Origin of the sequence: Streptomyces sp. NPDC018833 (genome assembly GCF_044390825.1) — a bacterium.
GTDB lineage: Bacteria > Actinomycetota > Actinomycetes > Streptomycetales > Streptomycetaceae > Streptomyces.
In genome coordinates this window covers 353,009-369,208 of sequence record NZ_JBIRZM010000003.1, presented here as the reverse complement: position 1 = coordinate 369,208, position 16,200 = coordinate 353,009, and the positions used below count along the sequence as shown (strand labels likewise).

General features: G+C 70.1%; 16 protein-coding genes, 1 tRNA gene and 1 pseudogene. 5 read left to right on the top strand and 13 right to left on the bottom strand.

Features of this window, described 5'->3' with window-relative positions; all coding sequences use genetic code 11:
* Positions 1–143: 143 nt before the first annotated feature.
* Both ACH5AF_RS08925 and ACH5AF_RS08920 read right to left on the bottom strand, forming a co-directional pair.
* On the bottom strand, positions 144–920 hold the full coding sequence (locus ACH5AF_RS08925; RefSeq protein ID WP_398900813.1) for a hypothetical protein: 777 nt from the start codon (positions 918–920) through the stop codon (positions 144–146).
* Between the two features lie 254 nt (positions 921–1,174).
* The gene (locus tag ACH5AF_RS08920; RefSeq protein ID WP_398900812.1) at positions 1,175–1,972 is read right to left on the bottom strand and encodes an exodeoxyribonuclease III; all 798 of its coding nucleotides are present in this window, start codon (positions 1,970–1,972) and stop codon (positions 1,175–1,177) included.
* Positions 1,973–2,060: 88 nt separating this feature from the next.
* On the opposite strand from ACH5AF_RS08920, the gene ACH5AF_RS08915 reads away from it, so the two are divergent.
* The 3 genes and pseudogenes from ACH5AF_RS08915 to ACH5AF_RS08905 form a co-directional block, all read left to right on the top strand.
* The gene (locus ACH5AF_RS08915; protein WP_398900811.1) at positions 2,061–2,549 is read left to right on the top strand and encodes a GNAT family N-acetyltransferase; all 489 of its coding nucleotides are present in this window, start codon (positions 2,061–2,063) and stop codon (positions 2,547–2,549) included.
* Between the two features lie 110 nt (positions 2,550–2,659).
* Positions 2,660–3,610 carry a trypsin-like serine peptidase gene (locus ACH5AF_RS08910; RefSeq protein WP_398900810.1) on the top strand — a complete coding sequence of 317 codons (951 nt, stop codon included), beginning with the start codon at positions 2,660–2,662 and terminating at the stop codon, positions 3,608–3,610.
* A gap of 477 nt (positions 3,611–4,087) precedes the next feature.
* Positions 4,088–4,444, top strand: a pseudogene (locus ACH5AF_RS08905) (FAD-dependent monooxygenase); the annotation flags it as partial.
* Positions 4,445–4,737: 293 nt separating this feature from the next.
* On the opposite strand, the gene ACH5AF_RS08900 reads toward ACH5AF_RS08905, so the two are convergent.
* Entirely contained in the window at positions 4,738–4,914 is a 177-nt protein-coding gene (locus ACH5AF_RS08900) for a hypothetical protein (protein WP_398900809.1), read from the bottom strand.
* A 282-nt stretch (positions 4,915–5,196) separates the two neighbouring features.
* Positions 5,197–5,556, bottom strand: coding sequence for a DUF805 domain-containing protein (locus ACH5AF_RS08895; RefSeq protein WP_398900808.1), 360 nt, complete (start codon positions 5,554–5,556; stop codon positions 5,197–5,199).
* Positions 5,557–5,888: 332 nt separating this feature from the next.
* Between ACH5AF_RS08895 and ACH5AF_RS08890 the strand changes: the two genes are divergently transcribed.
* Positions 5,889–6,425, top strand: a complete 537-nt coding sequence (locus ACH5AF_RS08890) for a tyrosine-type recombinase/integrase (protein ID WP_398900807.1) — start codon at positions 5,889–5,891, stop codon at positions 6,423–6,425.
* Positions 6,426–6,776: 351 nt separating this feature from the next.
* Here ACH5AF_RS08890 and ACH5AF_RS08885 read toward each other — a convergent pair whose 3' ends face one another.
* The 8 genes from ACH5AF_RS08885 to galU all read right to left on the bottom strand — a co-directional run bounded on the left by ACH5AF_RS08885 (position 6,777) and on the right by galU (position 12,493).
* Positions 6,777–6,917: a hypothetical protein gene (locus ACH5AF_RS08885; RefSeq protein ID WP_398900806.1), complete on the bottom strand. Its 141-nt coding sequence runs from the start codon at positions 6,915–6,917 to the stop codon at positions 6,777–6,779.
* A gap of 217 nt (positions 6,918–7,134) precedes the next feature.
* Positions 7,135–7,208, bottom strand: a tRNA-Ala gene (locus tag ACH5AF_RS08880).
* Between the two features lie 82 nt (positions 7,209–7,290).
* On the bottom strand, positions 7,291–8,388 hold the full coding sequence (gene glpR, locus ACH5AF_RS08875; RefSeq protein WP_398900805.1) for a gephyrin-like molybdotransferase receptor GlpR: 1,098 nt from the start codon (positions 8,386–8,388) through the stop codon (positions 7,291–7,293).
* A 136-nt stretch (positions 8,389–8,524) separates the two neighbouring features.
* Positions 8,525–9,178, bottom strand: a complete 654-nt coding sequence (locus ACH5AF_RS08870; protein ID WP_398900804.1) for a GNAT family N-acetyltransferase — start codon at positions 9,176–9,178, stop codon at positions 8,525–8,527.
* A complete protein-coding gene (locus tag ACH5AF_RS08865) occupies positions 9,175–9,702 on the bottom strand; it encodes a molybdenum cofactor biosynthesis protein B (RefSeq protein ID WP_398900802.1) in 528 nt (175 codons plus the stop codon). Before ACH5AF_RS08865 ends, ACH5AF_RS08870 begins: the two co-directional genes overlap by 4 nt.
* Complete coding sequence (moaC, locus tag ACH5AF_RS08860) at positions 9,699–10,190, bottom strand: cyclic pyranopterin monophosphate synthase MoaC (RefSeq protein WP_398900800.1); 492 nt, start codon at positions 10,188–10,190, stop codon at positions 9,699–9,701. Before moaC ends, ACH5AF_RS08865 begins: the two co-directional genes overlap by 4 nt.
* Positions 10,191–10,263: 73 nt before the next feature.
* Positions 10,264–11,565, bottom strand: coding sequence for a gephyrin-like molybdotransferase Glp (gene glp, locus ACH5AF_RS08855; RefSeq protein WP_398900799.1), 1,302 nt, complete (start codon positions 11,563–11,565; stop codon positions 10,264–10,266).
* Between the two features lie 4 nt (positions 11,566–11,569).
* Positions 11,570–12,493: a UTP--glucose-1-phosphate uridylyltransferase GalU gene (galU, locus tag ACH5AF_RS08850; RefSeq protein ID WP_398900798.1), complete on the bottom strand. Its 924-nt coding sequence runs from the start codon at positions 12,491–12,493 to the stop codon at positions 11,570–11,572.
* Positions 12,494–12,588: 95 nt separating this feature from the next.
* Between galU and ACH5AF_RS08845 the strand changes: the two genes are divergently transcribed.
* Positions 12,589–13,206: a 5-formyltetrahydrofolate cyclo-ligase gene (locus ACH5AF_RS08845; RefSeq protein ID WP_398900796.1), complete on the top strand. Its 618-nt coding sequence runs from the start codon at positions 12,589–12,591 to the stop codon at positions 13,204–13,206.
* On the opposite strand, the gene ACH5AF_RS08840 is transcribed toward ACH5AF_RS08845, so the two are convergent.
* Positions 13,172–15,991 carry a penicillin acylase family protein gene (locus ACH5AF_RS08840; RefSeq protein ID WP_398900795.1) on the bottom strand — a complete coding sequence of 940 codons (2,820 nt, stop codon included), beginning with the start codon at positions 15,989–15,991 and terminating at the stop codon, positions 13,172–13,174. The two genes, ACH5AF_RS08845 and ACH5AF_RS08840, sit on opposite strands and share 35 nt — an antisense overlap.
* Positions 15,992–16,200: the final 209 nt, after the last annotated feature.

The window sequence follows — 16,200 nt, the reverse complement described above, 5'->3', positions numbered from 1 at the left end:
GCGGGGCCCGGGGGCGGGGCGCCCCCGCCCCGGGGCGGGGGGGGGGGGGGGGCCGGGCCCCCCCCCCCCCCCCCCCCCCGGGGGGGGGGGGGGGGGGGGGGGGCCCCCCCCCCGCGCGCCCGGCGCTCCTGATGCCGGTGTCGTCATGGCCGGCCCGATCCGTCGGTGTTGACGTTGACGGTCTTGTTGCCCTGGACGAGGTCGCCTTGGACGGTTCCGACGCTGATTCCGCCTGCGCTCGGCGGACCGGGACCGTCTGTGCCGCCGCCGCGCCCGCCGCCGGGCACCGGGGTCGTGGCCGGTCCGTTCCTCGGCTCCGCGGAGGGCAGACCGGGCGGGGCCGGGTGTCCGGGCACGGTCACCCAGCTTTCGATGACCTCGCCGTGCTTGGTCGTGAAGGGCATGGGCAGGTACGCGGCCGGATCGATCGAGCGGTGCCCGTGGCGCACGACGGCCCGGTGGATCTCCTCCGAGACGACGAAGACCATCCGAGCCGAGACGGCGGCGGCGAGGACGTCCCGCAGCGGCGCCGCGTCGACCAGCCGGCAGGCGGTGTTGACGGCGTCCCCGGACCAGCCCCGGCCGTCCCGTGCGGCGAGCCCCTGGTGCAGGGCGACCCGGAAGCGCATCGCGTGGGCGGGGCTGTACACGACGGACTTCTGTCGCAACTCGTCGTCAAGGGCACGTACGAAGGGTCCGGCCAGATCGATCGGTGAGACGGTCGCCGGAACGATCATCAGAACGCCGTCGCCGCGGTCCTCGGTGCTGATGCGCTCGGCCGGTAACCCGGCCCGCGCAAGCGCTTCACCGAGCACCTCGTACATCCCAGCGCGCAGGGAGCGCTGGATCGGATCGGGCCGTGAGCTGAAGTTCTCGATGTCCAGCACCACGACCCAGCAGTGCGTGGCCTCACCAGGCATGGCGGCATCCCCAAACACTTCCGGAAGCGACTACTCGATCACTCGCCCCAGTAGTACGGCACCAAAGTCCTTTGGGTCTACGCCAATTGACACACAGCGGTAAATGGCCGATTCGCTTCGAAGATGCCATCGGAACGCGGCTGCGGGGCAAGCCGGAACGAGCCCCTCATGCCCCTCGTGCCCTGCATGCCTCACGCGCCCCGGATGCCCCTCGCGCCCCGGCACGGCTGTGCCCTCGGGGGCCGGGGCCTTCCTCAGAGTTCGTAGACAGCGCTCACCGGCGCATGGTCGCTCCAGCGCTCGCCGTGCGTGGCCGCGCGCTCCACCCACGCCTTCACGGCCCGCCCCGCCAGCCCTGGCGTCGCCACCTGGAGGTCGATGCGCCAGCCCGTGTCGTTGTCGAAGGCGCGCCCGCGGTACGACCACCACGAGTAGGGGCCCTCCTGCTCGGGATGCAGGGCGCGCACCACGTCCACGTAACCGGCCTCCTCATATACCCGGGTGAGCCAGTCGCGCTCCTCGGGGAGGAAGCCGGAGTTCTTCCGGTTGCCCTTCCAGTTCCTGAGGTCGGCCTCCTGGTGGGCGATGTTCCAGTCACCGCAGACCACGACCTCGCGGCCGTCCGCCGCTGCCCGCTCCCTCAGCTCCTTCAGATACGGCAGGAACTCGGCCATGAACCGCGTCTTCTCGTCCTGCCGCTCCGTGCCCACCTCGCCCGACGGCAGATACAGGCTCGCGACGGTGACGCCGGGCAGGTCGGCCTCCACGTACCGTCCGCTGCCGTCGAACTCGCTCGACCCGAAACCGATCCGCACCCGGTCCGGTTCCCTCCGCGTGTACAGCGCGACACCCGCGCGGCCCTTCGCGGCGGCCGGGACGTGCACCGTGAACCAGCCCTCCGGGCTGCGCACACCGGCCGGCAGCTGGTCGGCCTCGGCGCGCACTTCCTGGAGGCAGACCACGTCGGCGGAGGAGCCCGCGAGCCAGGGGCCGAAGCCCTTCTTGGCGGCGGCGCGCAGTCCATTCACATTCACGGTGGTAACGGTGAGCATTCCGGCACCCTACCGACCCCCGAGGCGGCCCGAGGACCGGCCGGCCACCGGCCCGGACTCCTCTCCGCCTACCCGTACGCTTTTCAACATGCAGCTCAGAGCCGTGGCCTTCGACCACCCCGACGCCGTGAAACTGAACGACCAGGTCCAGCTCGAATACGTCGAGCGCTACGGGGACGGGGAGGGCGACGTCACCCCGCTCGACGCCTCGATGTTCGTGCCCCCGAGTGGCCTGTATCTCATCTGCTACGACGCCGACGACCGTCCGCTGGCCACCGGCGGCTGGCGCTCCCAGGACGGCAACCCGATGGGGTACTCGGACGGGGACGCCGAGCTGAAGCGCATGTACGTCATACCCGAGGCCCGTGGTCTCGGCCTCGCCCGCCGCATCCTCGCCGCACTGGAGGAGGACGCCCGTGCCGCCGGCCGGGCCCGGATGGTGCTGGAGACCGGCGACATGCAGCCCGAGGCCATCGCGCTCTACGCCTCCAGCGGCTATGAGCCGTGCGCGAAATTCGGCCACTACCGCTGCTACGAGAGCAGCCGGTGCATGGCCAAGCCTTTGACGCGCCCCTGACATAACTGCCCCATTCGTGGCACCCTGCCTCACGCACGTCCTTCCGCACCGCCTCGTCCCCCACCCCGCCCCTGTGCGCCACCGGGCGGGCACGGCAGAAGGAGACATGCGTGAGACGCCATCGCACCGCGGCCGGAACCGTGTTGGCCGTCGCCACCCTGCTCGCCGGGGCCCTGACGGCCACGTCCGCCGGCGCCGCCCCGGTCCCCTCACCATCGGCCCCCGCCCCCGCGTCCTTCGCCCCGCGGCAGGCGCCGCAGGACTTCTGGACCGCCGAGCGCATGCGCGCCGCCACCCCGCTCGACCTGATCCGCATGGCCCCCGGCTCACTCAAGGCCCCGAAGCCCGCGGGTGAGCAGACCGTGATCGGGCCGACCGCGTTCCCGCAGCCCGGCGGCCCCTGGACCGGCGGCGGCGCCGTCGTGAAGACGTCGGGCCGGGTGTTCTTCACCTTCCAGGGCCGTACGGCATCCTGCTCCGGCAACTCGGTCACCAGCCAGAACGGCAGCACGGTCATCACCGCGGGCCACTGCGTGAAGTACCAGGGCTCCTGGCACACCAACTGGGTCTTCGTGCCCGCTTACGACAACGGCCAGGCCCCGTACGGCAAGTGGAGCGCGACGAAGACCCTGGCGACCGACCAGTGGGCGGCGAGCGAGGACATCAACTACGACGTCGGAGCGGCCGTCGTCGCGCCGCTGAACGGCAGGACGCTGGCCCAGACCGTCGGGGCACAGGGCCTGCAGTTCAACGGCGGCTACAACAAGGCGATGTACGCGTTCGGTTTCCCCGCCGCCGATCCGTACGACGGCAGCAAGCTGATCCACTGCAGCGGCAACAGCTCCAAGGACTTCCTCTTCTCCCAGGACCACGGTCTGGGCTGCAACATGACGGGCGGCTCCAGCGGCGGCCCGTGGTTCACCTCGTTCAGCGAGGCGACCGGCACCGGCCTTCAGGTCTCGGTGAACAGCTTCGGCTACACGTTCCTGCCGAACCGGATGTTCGGCCCGTACTTCGGCAACGAGGCGAAGGCGGTGTACGACAAGGCGCAGACCTCCTGAGGTCCCGCCCCGAGGGCCCGGACCTGCTCATCGCTGCTCATCGGCCCGGGCCTCCGGGGTCGTACGACCGGGGGCTCACGGCCCCGGGGCGGCCGGCCCAGCGCCACCGCGAGCAGATCCCCGATCTCCTGCTCCAGTTCACCCACCGGCCCGCTGTTCACGAGCCGGTCGAAGACCAGCCCGTCCACACAGGCCAGCGGCGTGCGGTCCTGTGGCCCGCCTCCTGCGGCGGCACACCATGCGCGACGAGGAAGTCCTGCACGGCATCGCGCGCGGCGTTCCTCTCCGGGGCGCGGGGATCTCGCGCAGCTCGAGGTGGTGGACGCTCTCGACGGCGCAGGCGTACCGCGCCAGGGAGTGCTGCCGACCGGTTCGAGCCGCTGCCGCGTGAAGGCGGCGATGCCACAGGCCAGTTCACCCGGGTCCCGGGGCGTCGCCCCGGTGGCGCCCGCGGCCTCCATTTCGGCCTGGTCCAGCCTCCCGTCGTTCGCCGCCGGCCGCGTCACCCTCCTCGGCGACGCCGCCCACGCCATGACCCCGCATCTCGGGCAGGGCGCGTGCCAGGCACTGGAGGACGCGGTCACGCTCGCGGCCGCGCTCGCCGCCGAGCCCGCGATCGACGCGGCCCTGCGCCGCTACGACGCCGAATGCCGCCCGCGCGCCCAGTAGGTGGCCCGCGCCGCCCGCCGGGCCGGCCGCATGGGCCGGCAACGGAGCCACCCCGTCGCGGTGGCGGCCCGTAACACGGCCCTGCGCCTGGCCCCGGCCGGCGTGACGGTCCGCGCGATCCTGCGCCACGCGACCTGGACGCCGCCCCAGCTGAACGCGCGCTGACGTGCGGCGCTCCCCACGTCGGCCGGCGCCGGAGGAGACGTACGCCACCTGCCACATCGACCGCCTCGGGGGCTCGCACCGGAACGCCGAAGAGCCCCGATCGGATCTCTCCGATCGGGGCTCTCAGCTGCGGTGGACCGGTGGGGATTTGAGCCCCGGACCCCCTCGACGCGAACTATGGGCGCGACGGTCGCCGAGGGTCGCTGTGGTGGTCGAACGGGTTCCTGAGACCGCTGGCTGGTCGGCCGTGGCCGCCGTGGTCGCTGTACTTCACTGCTGTACCGCAACCATCGCTAAGGCCAGAGCAACCTAGCGAGGACGATCGCCGCCACTGCAGAGAAGAACCACGGCTTCCTGACGCCCCGGACAACAACATCACGGTCCAGTTCCCTGATGAGCACCACCAAGGCGAACATCAGGAGTGCGCCCGGTAGCAGGTCAATGACGGGTTCGGGGATTACCATGGGCATGCCGAGATGGTAACCAGGTGCTGCGGCGTCCCGTCCTACTCGTCGCGCGCTAAGTGCAGGCAGCCGGGCCACACCCACCGCAGGTGAACCGCCCCTGACAGGCAACTCGGCAGGCGCCGTTCTCGTGAGGCCTGGCCGCCAGCGGCCGATGTTCCCTGCTGTTTCCCGACCGGACGGGCGCGGGAAGGGCGCGGTCTCCTCCCGATCCGTAGCTCTAGCGAGAACGGTCACCAACGGTGGCCCGTCAGCCTCCTGGGACGGGCCACCACGAACGGGCGAATGTCAGGCGGCCGCTGCGGCCAGCTTCGGGTTCGGGCCGTGCTCGTTCTCCTCCGGCTTGCCGTCGCTGGCCAGGAAGACCAGCAGGACGATAGCGCCCACCAGCGGGACCAGGGCGATGAGCAGCCACCAGCCGGAGCGTCCGGTGTCGTGGAGGCGGCGGACGCCGACGGCGAGGCTGGGGAGCAGGACGGCGAGCACGTAGATCCCGGCGATGACGCCGGTGCCGAGGAGGCTGAGGTCGATGACCATCAGCGCGACATAGATGATCGTGCTGATGAGCGTGAACATCCAGTATTCCTGGCGGCGGGCGCGGCCGCTGAATGCGGCGTACTTCTTGAGGACATCGATGTACCAGTGCATGGGTCCCCCCAGGGACGAGCGGTGGAGGCCGGTCCGAAAAGAACAAGCCAGCGCGGAATGTAGATGGCCTGATGTACACCGGTCAAAAAGTTATCGGGCAGCGACCGATCGGTGATCACGGTTGGCTGGATAAGCCCTGATTTCACGCCAGATGCGACTCAAGGGGCTGCGCCGTGTTCCTCGCGTGCAAGCTGGGCTTGGGCAAGGTCGCATCGCAGCCCTGAGTTGGCCCGGATGAACGTCAGGTCGGCTTCATCGAGGGCGGTGTAAGGGCTGCTGAGTGCGTCGTCCTCGCCCAGCAGCGCGAGGGAGCTTCCTCGCCACCTGGCCAGGTGCCCGCCGTTGAGGAAGATGCTGAGCATGTCCGGGTCGCGGGCTTCGGCACCGTCAGGCAGAACGGTGTCGGCCCTTTCGCGTGCTCGTCGACAGTCATCGACCAAGCCGCCAAACTGCACCCGGAGGCACGCAAGGGGCCTGTGGCCAGCAGCTCGCCGACGCTGGGGCAGCACCTCGCGTACTGGCTCAAGGAGGTGGTGCAGCCGGATTTGAAGCCCAAGACGGCCGATACGCTTCCCCTTCCCCGGATCTGTGTGACTGCGCTCAAGCTCCGCCAGGAGGCACAACGGGTCGCCAAGAAGTCTGCCGGCCAAATGTGGCAGGACACCGACTTCGCATTCTCCACGCGGTACGGCACCCCGATCGAGCCGCGGAACTTCAACCGCGCTTTCGCTGCCCGGTCGGCCAAGGCTGGCATCCGTAAGATCCGCCTGCATGACACACGTCATACCTGCGGGTCACTCCTCGCCGCCCTCGACATGCACCGGCGGATCGCCATGCAGATCCTCCGGCACAGCAAGATCGCGGTCTGACGATGGAGGTGGACACACATCCCGTCCGAGGCGACGCGCAAGGCTCTGCGGAGACTGGGCAAGCACCTGAGCGGGACGGAGCAGATGCAGTTGCTGTACCTCGCTGCTGTACGACGCCGAAGAGCCCCGATCGGATCTCTCCGATCGGGGCTCTCAGCTGCGGTGAGGTGTTCACGAGTGCCCCTGACCAGGCATTCCAGAGGCGCACGAAGATCGCTTCCCATTCGGCGGGAGATTGTTTCCCACCGATCTGGGCGGCTGCTCGATTTGCAGTGGCGTCAGGGCGGTTACGCACGGCAGAGTGTTCGTTGGTTCGGGGCCTTGCGTGACGGGCACAACACCGGTCGGTGCTCAGTCGACGCCGCTGAGATAGACCCGGCTGGTGCGGTCGTCGACCTGCGCCACCGCGACCTTCAGCCAGTTGAGGTTGTCCTCGCACGGCGCACACACCTGACCTTCACGGACCCTCGCCAGCAGATCGGGCTCCGGCAACCCCAAACGATCACCAGCCCCGGGCAACCGGGGCTGGTTCCTCATATCCCCGCGACGGCCAGACGCCTGCCTGACAGACCACCAGATCTAACACGCCGCCATCCACTACCCCGAACAGGCATCGAACGACCCCTGAAACGACGAAGATCCCGCCCGATCTTTCGATCGGACGGGATCTCGTCACCACTCTTGAGCCAACTCAAGAACAGTCGTGCGGTGGACCTGTGGGGATTTGAACCCCAGACCCCCTCGATGCGAACGAGGTGCGCTACCAGACTGCGCCACAGGCCCTTGCAACGAGTGAAACTCTAGCATCCCCATCGGCGTGCTTGGAAATCCGTTCCCCGCTGGTCACGGATGCCGCCGAGGCGGGTCACTCGTTGGCCGCGCGGGGCCGGTCCTCGTCCGCGTACTGGTCGAAAAGCGGCGTGCGGCCGCGGTCGCGGGAGCGGCGCGGCTGCGGTGGCCGCAGGCCTGCGGGTGGCTCCGCGGGCGCCGGTGCGGGCGGGACGGCCGGTTCAGCGGCCGAGGAACGCGCCGCGCTCCACGTCTCCGGGTCGCTGACGTCCACTCCGCTCGACGCACGCGGGGCGACGGGCGCGGTGACGTACGTCGGCAGCGGCACGGGCACCGGTTCCCAGCTGTCGCCCGTGGCCGGGCCGCGCTGGCGCTGCTGATCCACCCACTCCGCGTGGTCGGTCTGCTCCACCAGCGCACGACGCCCGGCCTCCTGCGGGGAGAGCGTCGGCGCCGGTTCCGGCTCGGCATGCGCGGCGGGCTCCTCGTCGGGCTCGGCCGCACCGGCGGGCTGCTGGTGGCGGCGCGGCCGACTCTCCCGCAGCCGCTGCGCCGCGGCCTCGGCCTGCCTGCGGTCCATGACGTAGGCGAAACGCCGCCTCTCCTGGGCCCGCAGATAAACGATGTACGTGCTCAGCAGCACGGCCGGGACGGCCGGTGCCCAGAGGAAACCGAGTCCGCCGACCGCCGCGACGACCGCACCGGCACTGAAGGCGACGAAGAGGAGGGTCGTGGTCCGTCTGCGGCGGGCCAGCACCTTGCCGCGCCGGGCGCGCTCACCGGCGGCGCTGTTCTGCCGCTGCCGCTCCCGCGGAGCCGGGCGCCGCGCCGGGGGACGCCCCGCGCCGGCGGCGTCGGGGGCCGCCTCGGAGGGCACCTCCTGGCGTACTTCGGTTCGGGGCGCGGCGAAGGCCCGGACGTCCACAGAACTCAATCGGTCCGTGACGGCATCCGGGTGCACGTCGCGCTCGGGCTCCTCTGCGGTGCGGACCCGCAGCTCCTTGGCGTAACGGCGCTCCATCCCCGCCCGGCCGGACAACAGCCGGATGGCGGTGGAGAAGCGTTCCGTTGGACGAGCTTCGTTGAGCTCGTCCTGCCTGCGGAGCCACATCGGCACCAAGTAGGCGGCCCAGGCCCCGACGATGACTGCGTAGATGAGGCCGCTGCTGCTCACGCATCACACCGTAGAGGGATTTGCGCAAGAGCATCCGCCAATTGGCCCGGTGTGTCGCACGATCTGGCTGATATCACCGACCTTTTTTGTGATTACTCAGATCAGTTCACGCTCTGCGACGATCAATTTCGAACACTTATTTTATTTCCTGTGCCGTTCCGGGTGCCGTTCCTGGTGCCGCTCCAGGTCGCGCCTGGTGCCAGCGGGTCAGGAGCCCTTCCGGCACCTCCTCGGCCGTCAGCGCGAAGACAAGATGGTCACGCCACGCACCGTCGATGTGGAGATAACGGGGCCGCAGCCCCTCCTCGCGGAATCCGAGTTTCTCCACGACCCGGCGGCTGGGCGCGTTCTCCGGTCGGATGCACACTTCGATCCGGTGCAACCCGACCGTACGGAAGCAGTGGTCCACGGCGAGAGCGACCGCGGTGGGCATCACCCCGCGGCCCGCCACGTCCCGGTCCACCCAGTAACCGACGTGCCCCGAGCACATCGATCCCCAGGTGATCCCGGCGACGGTCAGCTGCCCCACGAGGCGTCCCCGGTACTCGATGACGAACGGCAGCATCCGGCCCGCGTTGGCCTCCGACCGCAGGTGGCGGACCATCTGCCGGTAGGTCGGGCGCTGCGCGAGCGGGCCGCCCGGGGCGGGTGGCGGGATCGTCGCCTCCCAGGGCCGCAGCCAGTCGCGGTTGCGCCGGTTGACCTCGCGCCAGTTGCGCTGGTCCCGCATCTTTATGGGGCGCAGGACGACATCGCCGTCCGCGAGGACCACGGGCCAGGTCACGTTCATGACGTCGGCGAGGACGGGTCCGCAGGACGTGGATGGTCCCCGCCGCGGATCTGGTCCACAGCGTGGCGCAGGATCCCCTCCAGCACCGCGAGCCCGTCGCGCACGCCACCGGTGGAACCGGGGAGATTGACGATCAGCGTGCGGCCGGCGACCCCGGCGGCGCCCCGGGACAGCGCGGAGGCGGGCACCTTCTCCCGCCCGTACGCCCGGATCGCCTCCGGGATGCCCGGGACCTCGCGGTCCAGCAGCGCACGCGTGACGTCGGGCGTGCGGTCCGTGGGCGAGATGCCCGTGCCGCCGGTGGTGAGGATGACGTCGTACCCGGCCTCGACCCCCTTGCGGAGCGCATCGCCGACGGGGTCGCCGTCAGGCACCACCCGGGGGCCGTCGACGGCGAACCCCAGGATGGTGAGCTTCTCGGCGATCAGCGGGCCGCCCTTGTCCTCGTACACCCCGGCGGAGGCGCGGTTGGAGGCGGTCACGACCAGGGCGCGGTACGGCGCTGTGGCATGGGCGTCGGTCATGACCGGTCCCCCTCGCGCGTCCAGTCCCCGGACTTGCCGCCCGTCTTCTCCTCGACGCGGATGTCCGTGATCACGGCCGCCTTGTCGACCGCCTTCACCATGTCGACGACCGTGAGGGCGGCGACCGAGACCGCGGTGAGGGCCTCCATCTCCACGCCCGTGCGGTCCGTCGTCTTCACGGTGGCCGCGATCACGACCGCGTCGTCGGTGACCGACAGATCCAGCGTCACGCCCGAGACGGCGAGCGGGTGGCACAGCGGAATCAGGTCGGGCGTGCGCTTCGCGCCCATGATCCCGGCGATCCTGGCCGTGGCGAGCGCGTCGCCCTTCGGGACGCCCTCGCCGCGCAGGAGCTCCACGACCTGCTGCGAGACGAGGACGCGACCGGTCGCCCGCGCGGTGCGGGCGGTCACGTCCTTCTGGGAGACGTCCACCATGCGGGCAGCCCCCGCGTCGTCGATGTGCGTCAGCCTGCCGTGCGTACTCATCTGCTGTGGCGCTCCCGGTCCGGTCCCATCAGGGCCTTGTGTGGGCAGACACGGTACCGCCACAGCGGGCCGCTCACCCCAGGAGGACCACGTCGACGTCGGCTCCGGGCTCCACGGAGGTGGCTGTCTCGGGGACGACGATCAGACAGTCCGCGTGCGCGAGGGCCGCGATCAGATGGGAGCCCGAGCCCCCGACCGGGGTGGCGCTGCTCGACTCGGCGTCGTACGTCCCCCTCAGGAACTGGCGCTTGCCGGCCGGGGACGCCAGCGCCTTGTCCGCCTTGAGCGCGGCGCGGACCGTCGGCCGGTGCACGTCCGGGAGGCCCATCAGCTTGCGGATCGCGGGCCGGACGAACAGCTCGAAGGACACATAGCTGGAGACCGGATTGCCCGGCAGGGCCAGCAGGGGGGTGTGCTCCCGGCCGATGGAGCCGAAGCCCTGCGGCTTCCCCGGCTGCATGGCGAGCTTGCGGAAGTCGATTCCGCTGCCGGGCACGTCCTCGTCGCCGACCGAGGCGAGCGCCTCCTTGACCACGTCGTACGCGCCGACGCTCACTCCGCCCGTGGTCACCAGGAGGTCGGCGCGGATCAGCTGGTCCTCGATGGTCGCGCGCAGCGTCTCGGCGTCGTCGGTGACCGCCCCGACCCGGTAGGAGATCGCACCGGCGTCGCGCGCGGCGGCCGCCAGGGCGAAGCTGTTGGAGTCGTAGATCTGCCCCTCCGCCAACCTTTCCCCCGGCTGGACAAGTTCACTGCCGGTCGACAGGACGACCACACGCGGACGGGGACGGACCCGCACGGTGCCGCGGCCGATCGCAGCGAGCAGACCGATCTGCGGGGGACCGATCACCGTGCCCGCGGCGAGCGCGAGATCGCCCGCCTGCACATCGCTGCCGCGGGAGCGCACATGGGCCCCCTCCTCGGCCGGACGGTGCACTCGGACCTCGCCGCTCCCGCCCTCGGGGGCCTCACCGGCCGGGCGCATGGTGGTGGCGGCCCCGCCGCCGGTGCCGCCGTCGGTCCACTCGACCGGGACGACGGCCTGGGCGCCGGGCGGCAGCGGTGCGCCGGTCATGATGCGCGCGGCCTGCCCGGGGCCGACGGTGGGCAGCCCGCCGCTGCCGGCCGCCACGTCACCGATGACGGTGAGCACGGCCGGGAACTCCTCGCTCGCGCCCGCCACATCGGCGACCCGGACCGCGTAGCCGTCCATGGAGCTGTTGTCGAAAGGGGGCAGCGCGACCGGAACGGTGACGTCCTCGACCAGGACACACCCCTGTGCGTCCGGCAGCTGGAGATCGATCGGGTCGAGCGGCCGGATCGCGGCGAGGATGTCCTCCAGGTGGTCGTCAACCGACCAGATCGTGCTGCTCACGGTCCTACATCTCCTCGTTCACAAAGCTGCGAAGCCAGTCCCGGAACTCCGGGCCCAGGTCCTCACGTTCGCATGCGAGTCTGACAATGGCACGCAGATAGTCACCCCGGTCACCGGTGTCGTAGCGGCGGCCCTTGAAGACCACGCCGTGCACGGGGCCGCCGGAGCACTCCTCCTCGTCGGCCGACTGGTCGGCCTCGGCCAGCTTCTGGATTGCGTCGGTGAGCTGGATCTCGCCGCCGCGGCCCGGCTCGGTCCTGCGGAGTATCCCGAAGATCGCGGGGTCGAGGACGTAGCGACCGATGACCGCGAGGTTGCTCGGGGCCTCGGCGGCATCCGGCTTCTCGACGAGGTCCGTGATCTTCACGACGTCACTGTCGACAGTGGGCTTCACGGCGGCGCAGCCATACATGTGGATCTGGGCCGGGTCGACCTCCATCAGCGCGACGACTGTGCCGCCCTCGCGCTCCTGGATCTCGATCATGCGCGAGAGCAGCGGGTCGCGCGGGTCGATCAGGTCGTCGCCGAGGAGGACGGCGAACGGCTGGTCCCCGACGTGCGGCTCGGCACACAGCACGGCGTGGCCGAGGCCGCGCGGGTCGCCCTGGCGCACGTAGTGCATGGTGGCGAGGTCGCTCGACTCCTGGACCCTCGCGAGCCGGCCGGCGTCGCCCTTGCGGGAGAGCGCCTCCTCCAGCTCATAGTTGCGGTCGAAGTGGTCCTCGAGGGGGCGCTTGTTGCGACCCGTGATCATCAGGACGTCGGAGAGACCGGCCGAGACCGCCTCCTCGACGACGTACTGGATCGCGGGCTTGTCGACCACAGGCAGCATCTCTTTGGGAGTGGCTTTCGTGGCAGGCAGGAACCGGGTGCCAAGGCCTGCGGCGGGGATGACAGCCTTGCTGATCCTGGAGTGCGACTGAGTCATGCGGAGCACCATATCCGCTGAATATAGGCCGGAAGATGATGCTCCGGTTAACTTCATCCCCATAGAGACGCATACGAGAGGTTTACAGGCGACCAATGGGCGAGGAAATGTCCGGAAAGATTGCTCTTCGCGCGGAACTCCTCGGTGCGCGGCGGCTCCTGTCCCCTGACGACGTGAGCGACGCGGCAACGGTTCTCGCCCGGCACGCGCTGCTGCTGCCGGAGCTGGCCGAGGCCGGCACCGTCGCCGCGTACGTCTCCGTCGGGCGCGAACCGGGCACCCGCGCGCTGCTCGACGCACTGCGTGCGCGGGGCACACGGGTCCTGCTGCCGGTCCTCCTTCCGGACAACGACCTCGACTGGGGCCTCTACCGCGGCGCCGGTCACCTGGTGCCCGCCGGACGCGGCCTGCTGGAGCCGGACGGCGAGCGGCTCGGGCCCGAGGCCGTCGTCGACGCAGACGCCGTCCTGCTGCCCGGCCTCGCCGTCGACGGCCTCGGGATGCGGCTTGGCCGCGGCGGCGGCTCGTACGACCGCGTCCTCGCCCGGCTCGCCACGGCGCACGTCGACCCCGCCCTCGTCGTGCTCCTCTACGCGAACGAGGTGGTCGCGCGGGTCCCGGTGGAACCGCACGACCATCCCGTCCACGCCGTGGTCACGCCTCAAGGAGTGCGCCGCTTCACTGGGCCGAGCCGCCCGGCGGGACGAGCGTGAGCCTGTCCACGGTCGCGGCGTCCACCGCCTGGGCGCTGTAGGCCCAGTCGAGCAGCTCGCCCTCCGCCCACTTGTCGGTCTGGTCGGTGTAGTGCGCGCTGTACGCGTGGCCCGACGCCCCGGTCAGATTGATCCACCGGGACTTGTCCCACTCGCCGACGGTGACGACCATCCGCATCGACGGCACCCACACGACGCCGTAGCCTCCCGCCGCGTTCCAGCCGGTCGCGTTGACCGCGGCCTCGCCGCCGCCCAGGTTCCACGGGCCCCGGTTGAGCACGAACTGCAGGAAGCCAGGGCCCTCGGTGCCAAGCGTCTGGTTCTTCAGCGTCAGCTGGTGCAGGCGGCCCCAGCTCCAGGTGGAGGCGTCCTTGCCGAGCTCCGCGGTCAGCTCCCAGCGGGCGTCCTCCATGGCCCGGTCGAGCAGCTCGTCACGGGTGTCGGTCGCTTTGTCCGTACGCGTCTTCGGCGTCCGCCACCACTCGCTGTCCTCGTCCTTGAGCAGCCGGCGCACCACCTCGTACCAGCGGTCGCCTCCGTCGGGCTGCGCGAGGTCGCTGTCCCGCTGGCCGCATTCGCGCACCCGCTCCGTCAGGTCGTCGTCCGGCGCGGTGCTGTCGGCGGGCAGCACGTTCAGGCATTCGCCCTCGACCCTCAGCTCCTTGGGGAGCTTGTTGCCGAACGCCAGCTTGAGCACATTGCGCCACACGGCGTTGAAATACGCGGCGGCACCGGAGTCCGGCTCCTGGGTGTAGTCCCAGCCCTCCAGCAGCTTCTGCGCCTCGCGGACATAAGGGTCGGAAACATCGATCTTCAGCAGATAAGGGGTCAACAGCTTGGCTATCTCGCTGCTGTTGTCCATCTGCATGGTGCGCATGTCTTCGGTAGAGATCTTGCCGCCGCCCCGGATCTTGGAGGCGATGAGGTCGTTTATCCGCTGGCTGCGGGCGCCGTAGCCGTAGTCCTCGGTGATCAGGTACGGGTATTTCTTCGCGTCGACGACCGCCTGGTTGGCGGTGACGATGTAGCCGCGCTCCGGGTTGTAGTCGTAGGGCAGCTCCTCGAAGGAGATGTAGCCGTCCCACTTGTACCTCGGGTCCCAGCCGGGCGCGGGCGTCGTGCCGTCGCCCTCGCCCCGCAGCGGGATCTTGCCCGGGGCCTGGTAGCCGATGTTGCCCTTGGTGTCGGCGTAGACGAGGTTCTGCGAGGGCACCTCGAAGTCGCGGGCGGCGCGGCGGAAGGATGTGAAGTCCTTGGCCCGGTCGAGTGCGAAGACGGCGTCCATCGACTTGCCGGGCTGCAGTGCCGTCCACTGCAGGGACACCGCGTAGCCGGTGCCGCGGTCAGGTGCCGCGTTGGACACGGGGGCCCGCTCGCCGACCTTCTCCAGTTCGTCGCTGCGGTCGGAGACCAGCGGGCCGTGCTCGGTGGAGCGGACCCTGATCGTCTTGTCGGAGCCGCCGGCGACCTTGATGACCTCCGTGCGGTGGGCCAGCTTCTTCTGCCGGCTGCCGACGAGGTAGTTGTCGCCGCTGAGCTTCTCCAGGTAGAGGTCGGTCACGTCGGCGCCGAGGTTGGTGAAGCCCCAGGCGATGTCCTGGTTGTGACCGATGATGACGCCGGGCATACCGGAGAAGGTGTAGCCCGCGACGTCGAACGAACAGCGGTCGGACACCGTGCGGCAGTGCAGACCCATCTGGTACCAGAGGGACGGCAGCTGGGGCGCGAGGTGCGGGTCGTTGGCCAGCAGAGGCTTGCCGGTCGTCGTGTATGTGCCGGAGACGACCCAGGAGTTGGAGCCGATGCCGTTGCCGTTGGGGCCGAGCAGCGCCGGAATGGCGTCGAGGGTGTCGGAGAGCGCACCCAGCTGGGAGTTCAGGCCGGCGCCCGCTTCGGACGCGCTGCCCGAGCCGCTGCCCGCTGCGCCGCCGTCGGCGGAGCCGTTGCCCGTCGCGCCCTCGCTCGCGGCGTCGTCACCCGTCGAGCCGCTGCCCGTCGAGCCGGAGGGCTTTGCAGCCAGGTCGTACGCGCCGGTGGCCGGGTCGATCCCGCCCCCCTGCACGATCGGCTTGTTGCGGTCATAGGGATACGACGGGTAGAGGTCGCGGATCTGCTTCTCGCTGAGCCTGCTGGTGAGCAGCGAGCGGTCGATCTCTTCCTGCATGTTGCCGCGCAGGTCCCAGGCCATCGCCTTCAGCCAGGCCACGGAGTCGACCGGGGTCCACGGCTCGGGCTCGTAGTCGTTGGTGAAGGCCAGGGCCGCGTACTCGACCGACAGTTCCTCGGCCGAGCGGTCCTTGAGGTAGGCGTTGACCCCGTCCGCGTACGCCCGCAGATACTTCTTCGTCTCGGCCGAGAGCTTGGTGTCGTACTCCTGCTGCGCCACTCGGCGCCAGCCGAGCGTGCGCAGGAAGGCGTCCGTCTCGACCTGCCCCGATCCGAACATCTCGGAGAGCCGCCCCGCGGTCATGTGCCGTCGGACGTCCATCTCCCAGAAGCGGTCCTGGGCCTGGACGAAGCCCTGGGCGCGGAAGAGGTCCTCGTCGCTGTCCGCGTAGATCTGCGGAATGCCGTAGTCGTCGCGCTTGACCTCCACCCGGCCGCCGAGACCTTCGAGTTCGATCGTGCCATTGGTGGTCGGGAACGAGGCGCGAACCGTGCTGATGCTCCAGTAGGCCCCGTACCCGACACCTGCGACAAGCGCCAGCACCAGGACGAGCACGAGCAGTCGGGCGCGTCGCCCCTTCTTCTTCTTGGGGGAAGAGGCGGTTGTGTTGGCGGGCATCGCTGTCCTTCGAGGGGCAGGGTGGTCCTGGGAATGCTGAGGCAACTCTAGGCGCAGCGCCCAACCGGCCCCGACGCGGTATCCACAAGACCGTTCCCGCAGGCACACAAACAGATCATCTGACCGTCAAGGAAACGTTAAAGATTAGGTAAGGTAACGAAGTGCCGCAGCCGGTTACGACATCTCCGGCATGAGGGCGCGAGGGGAAG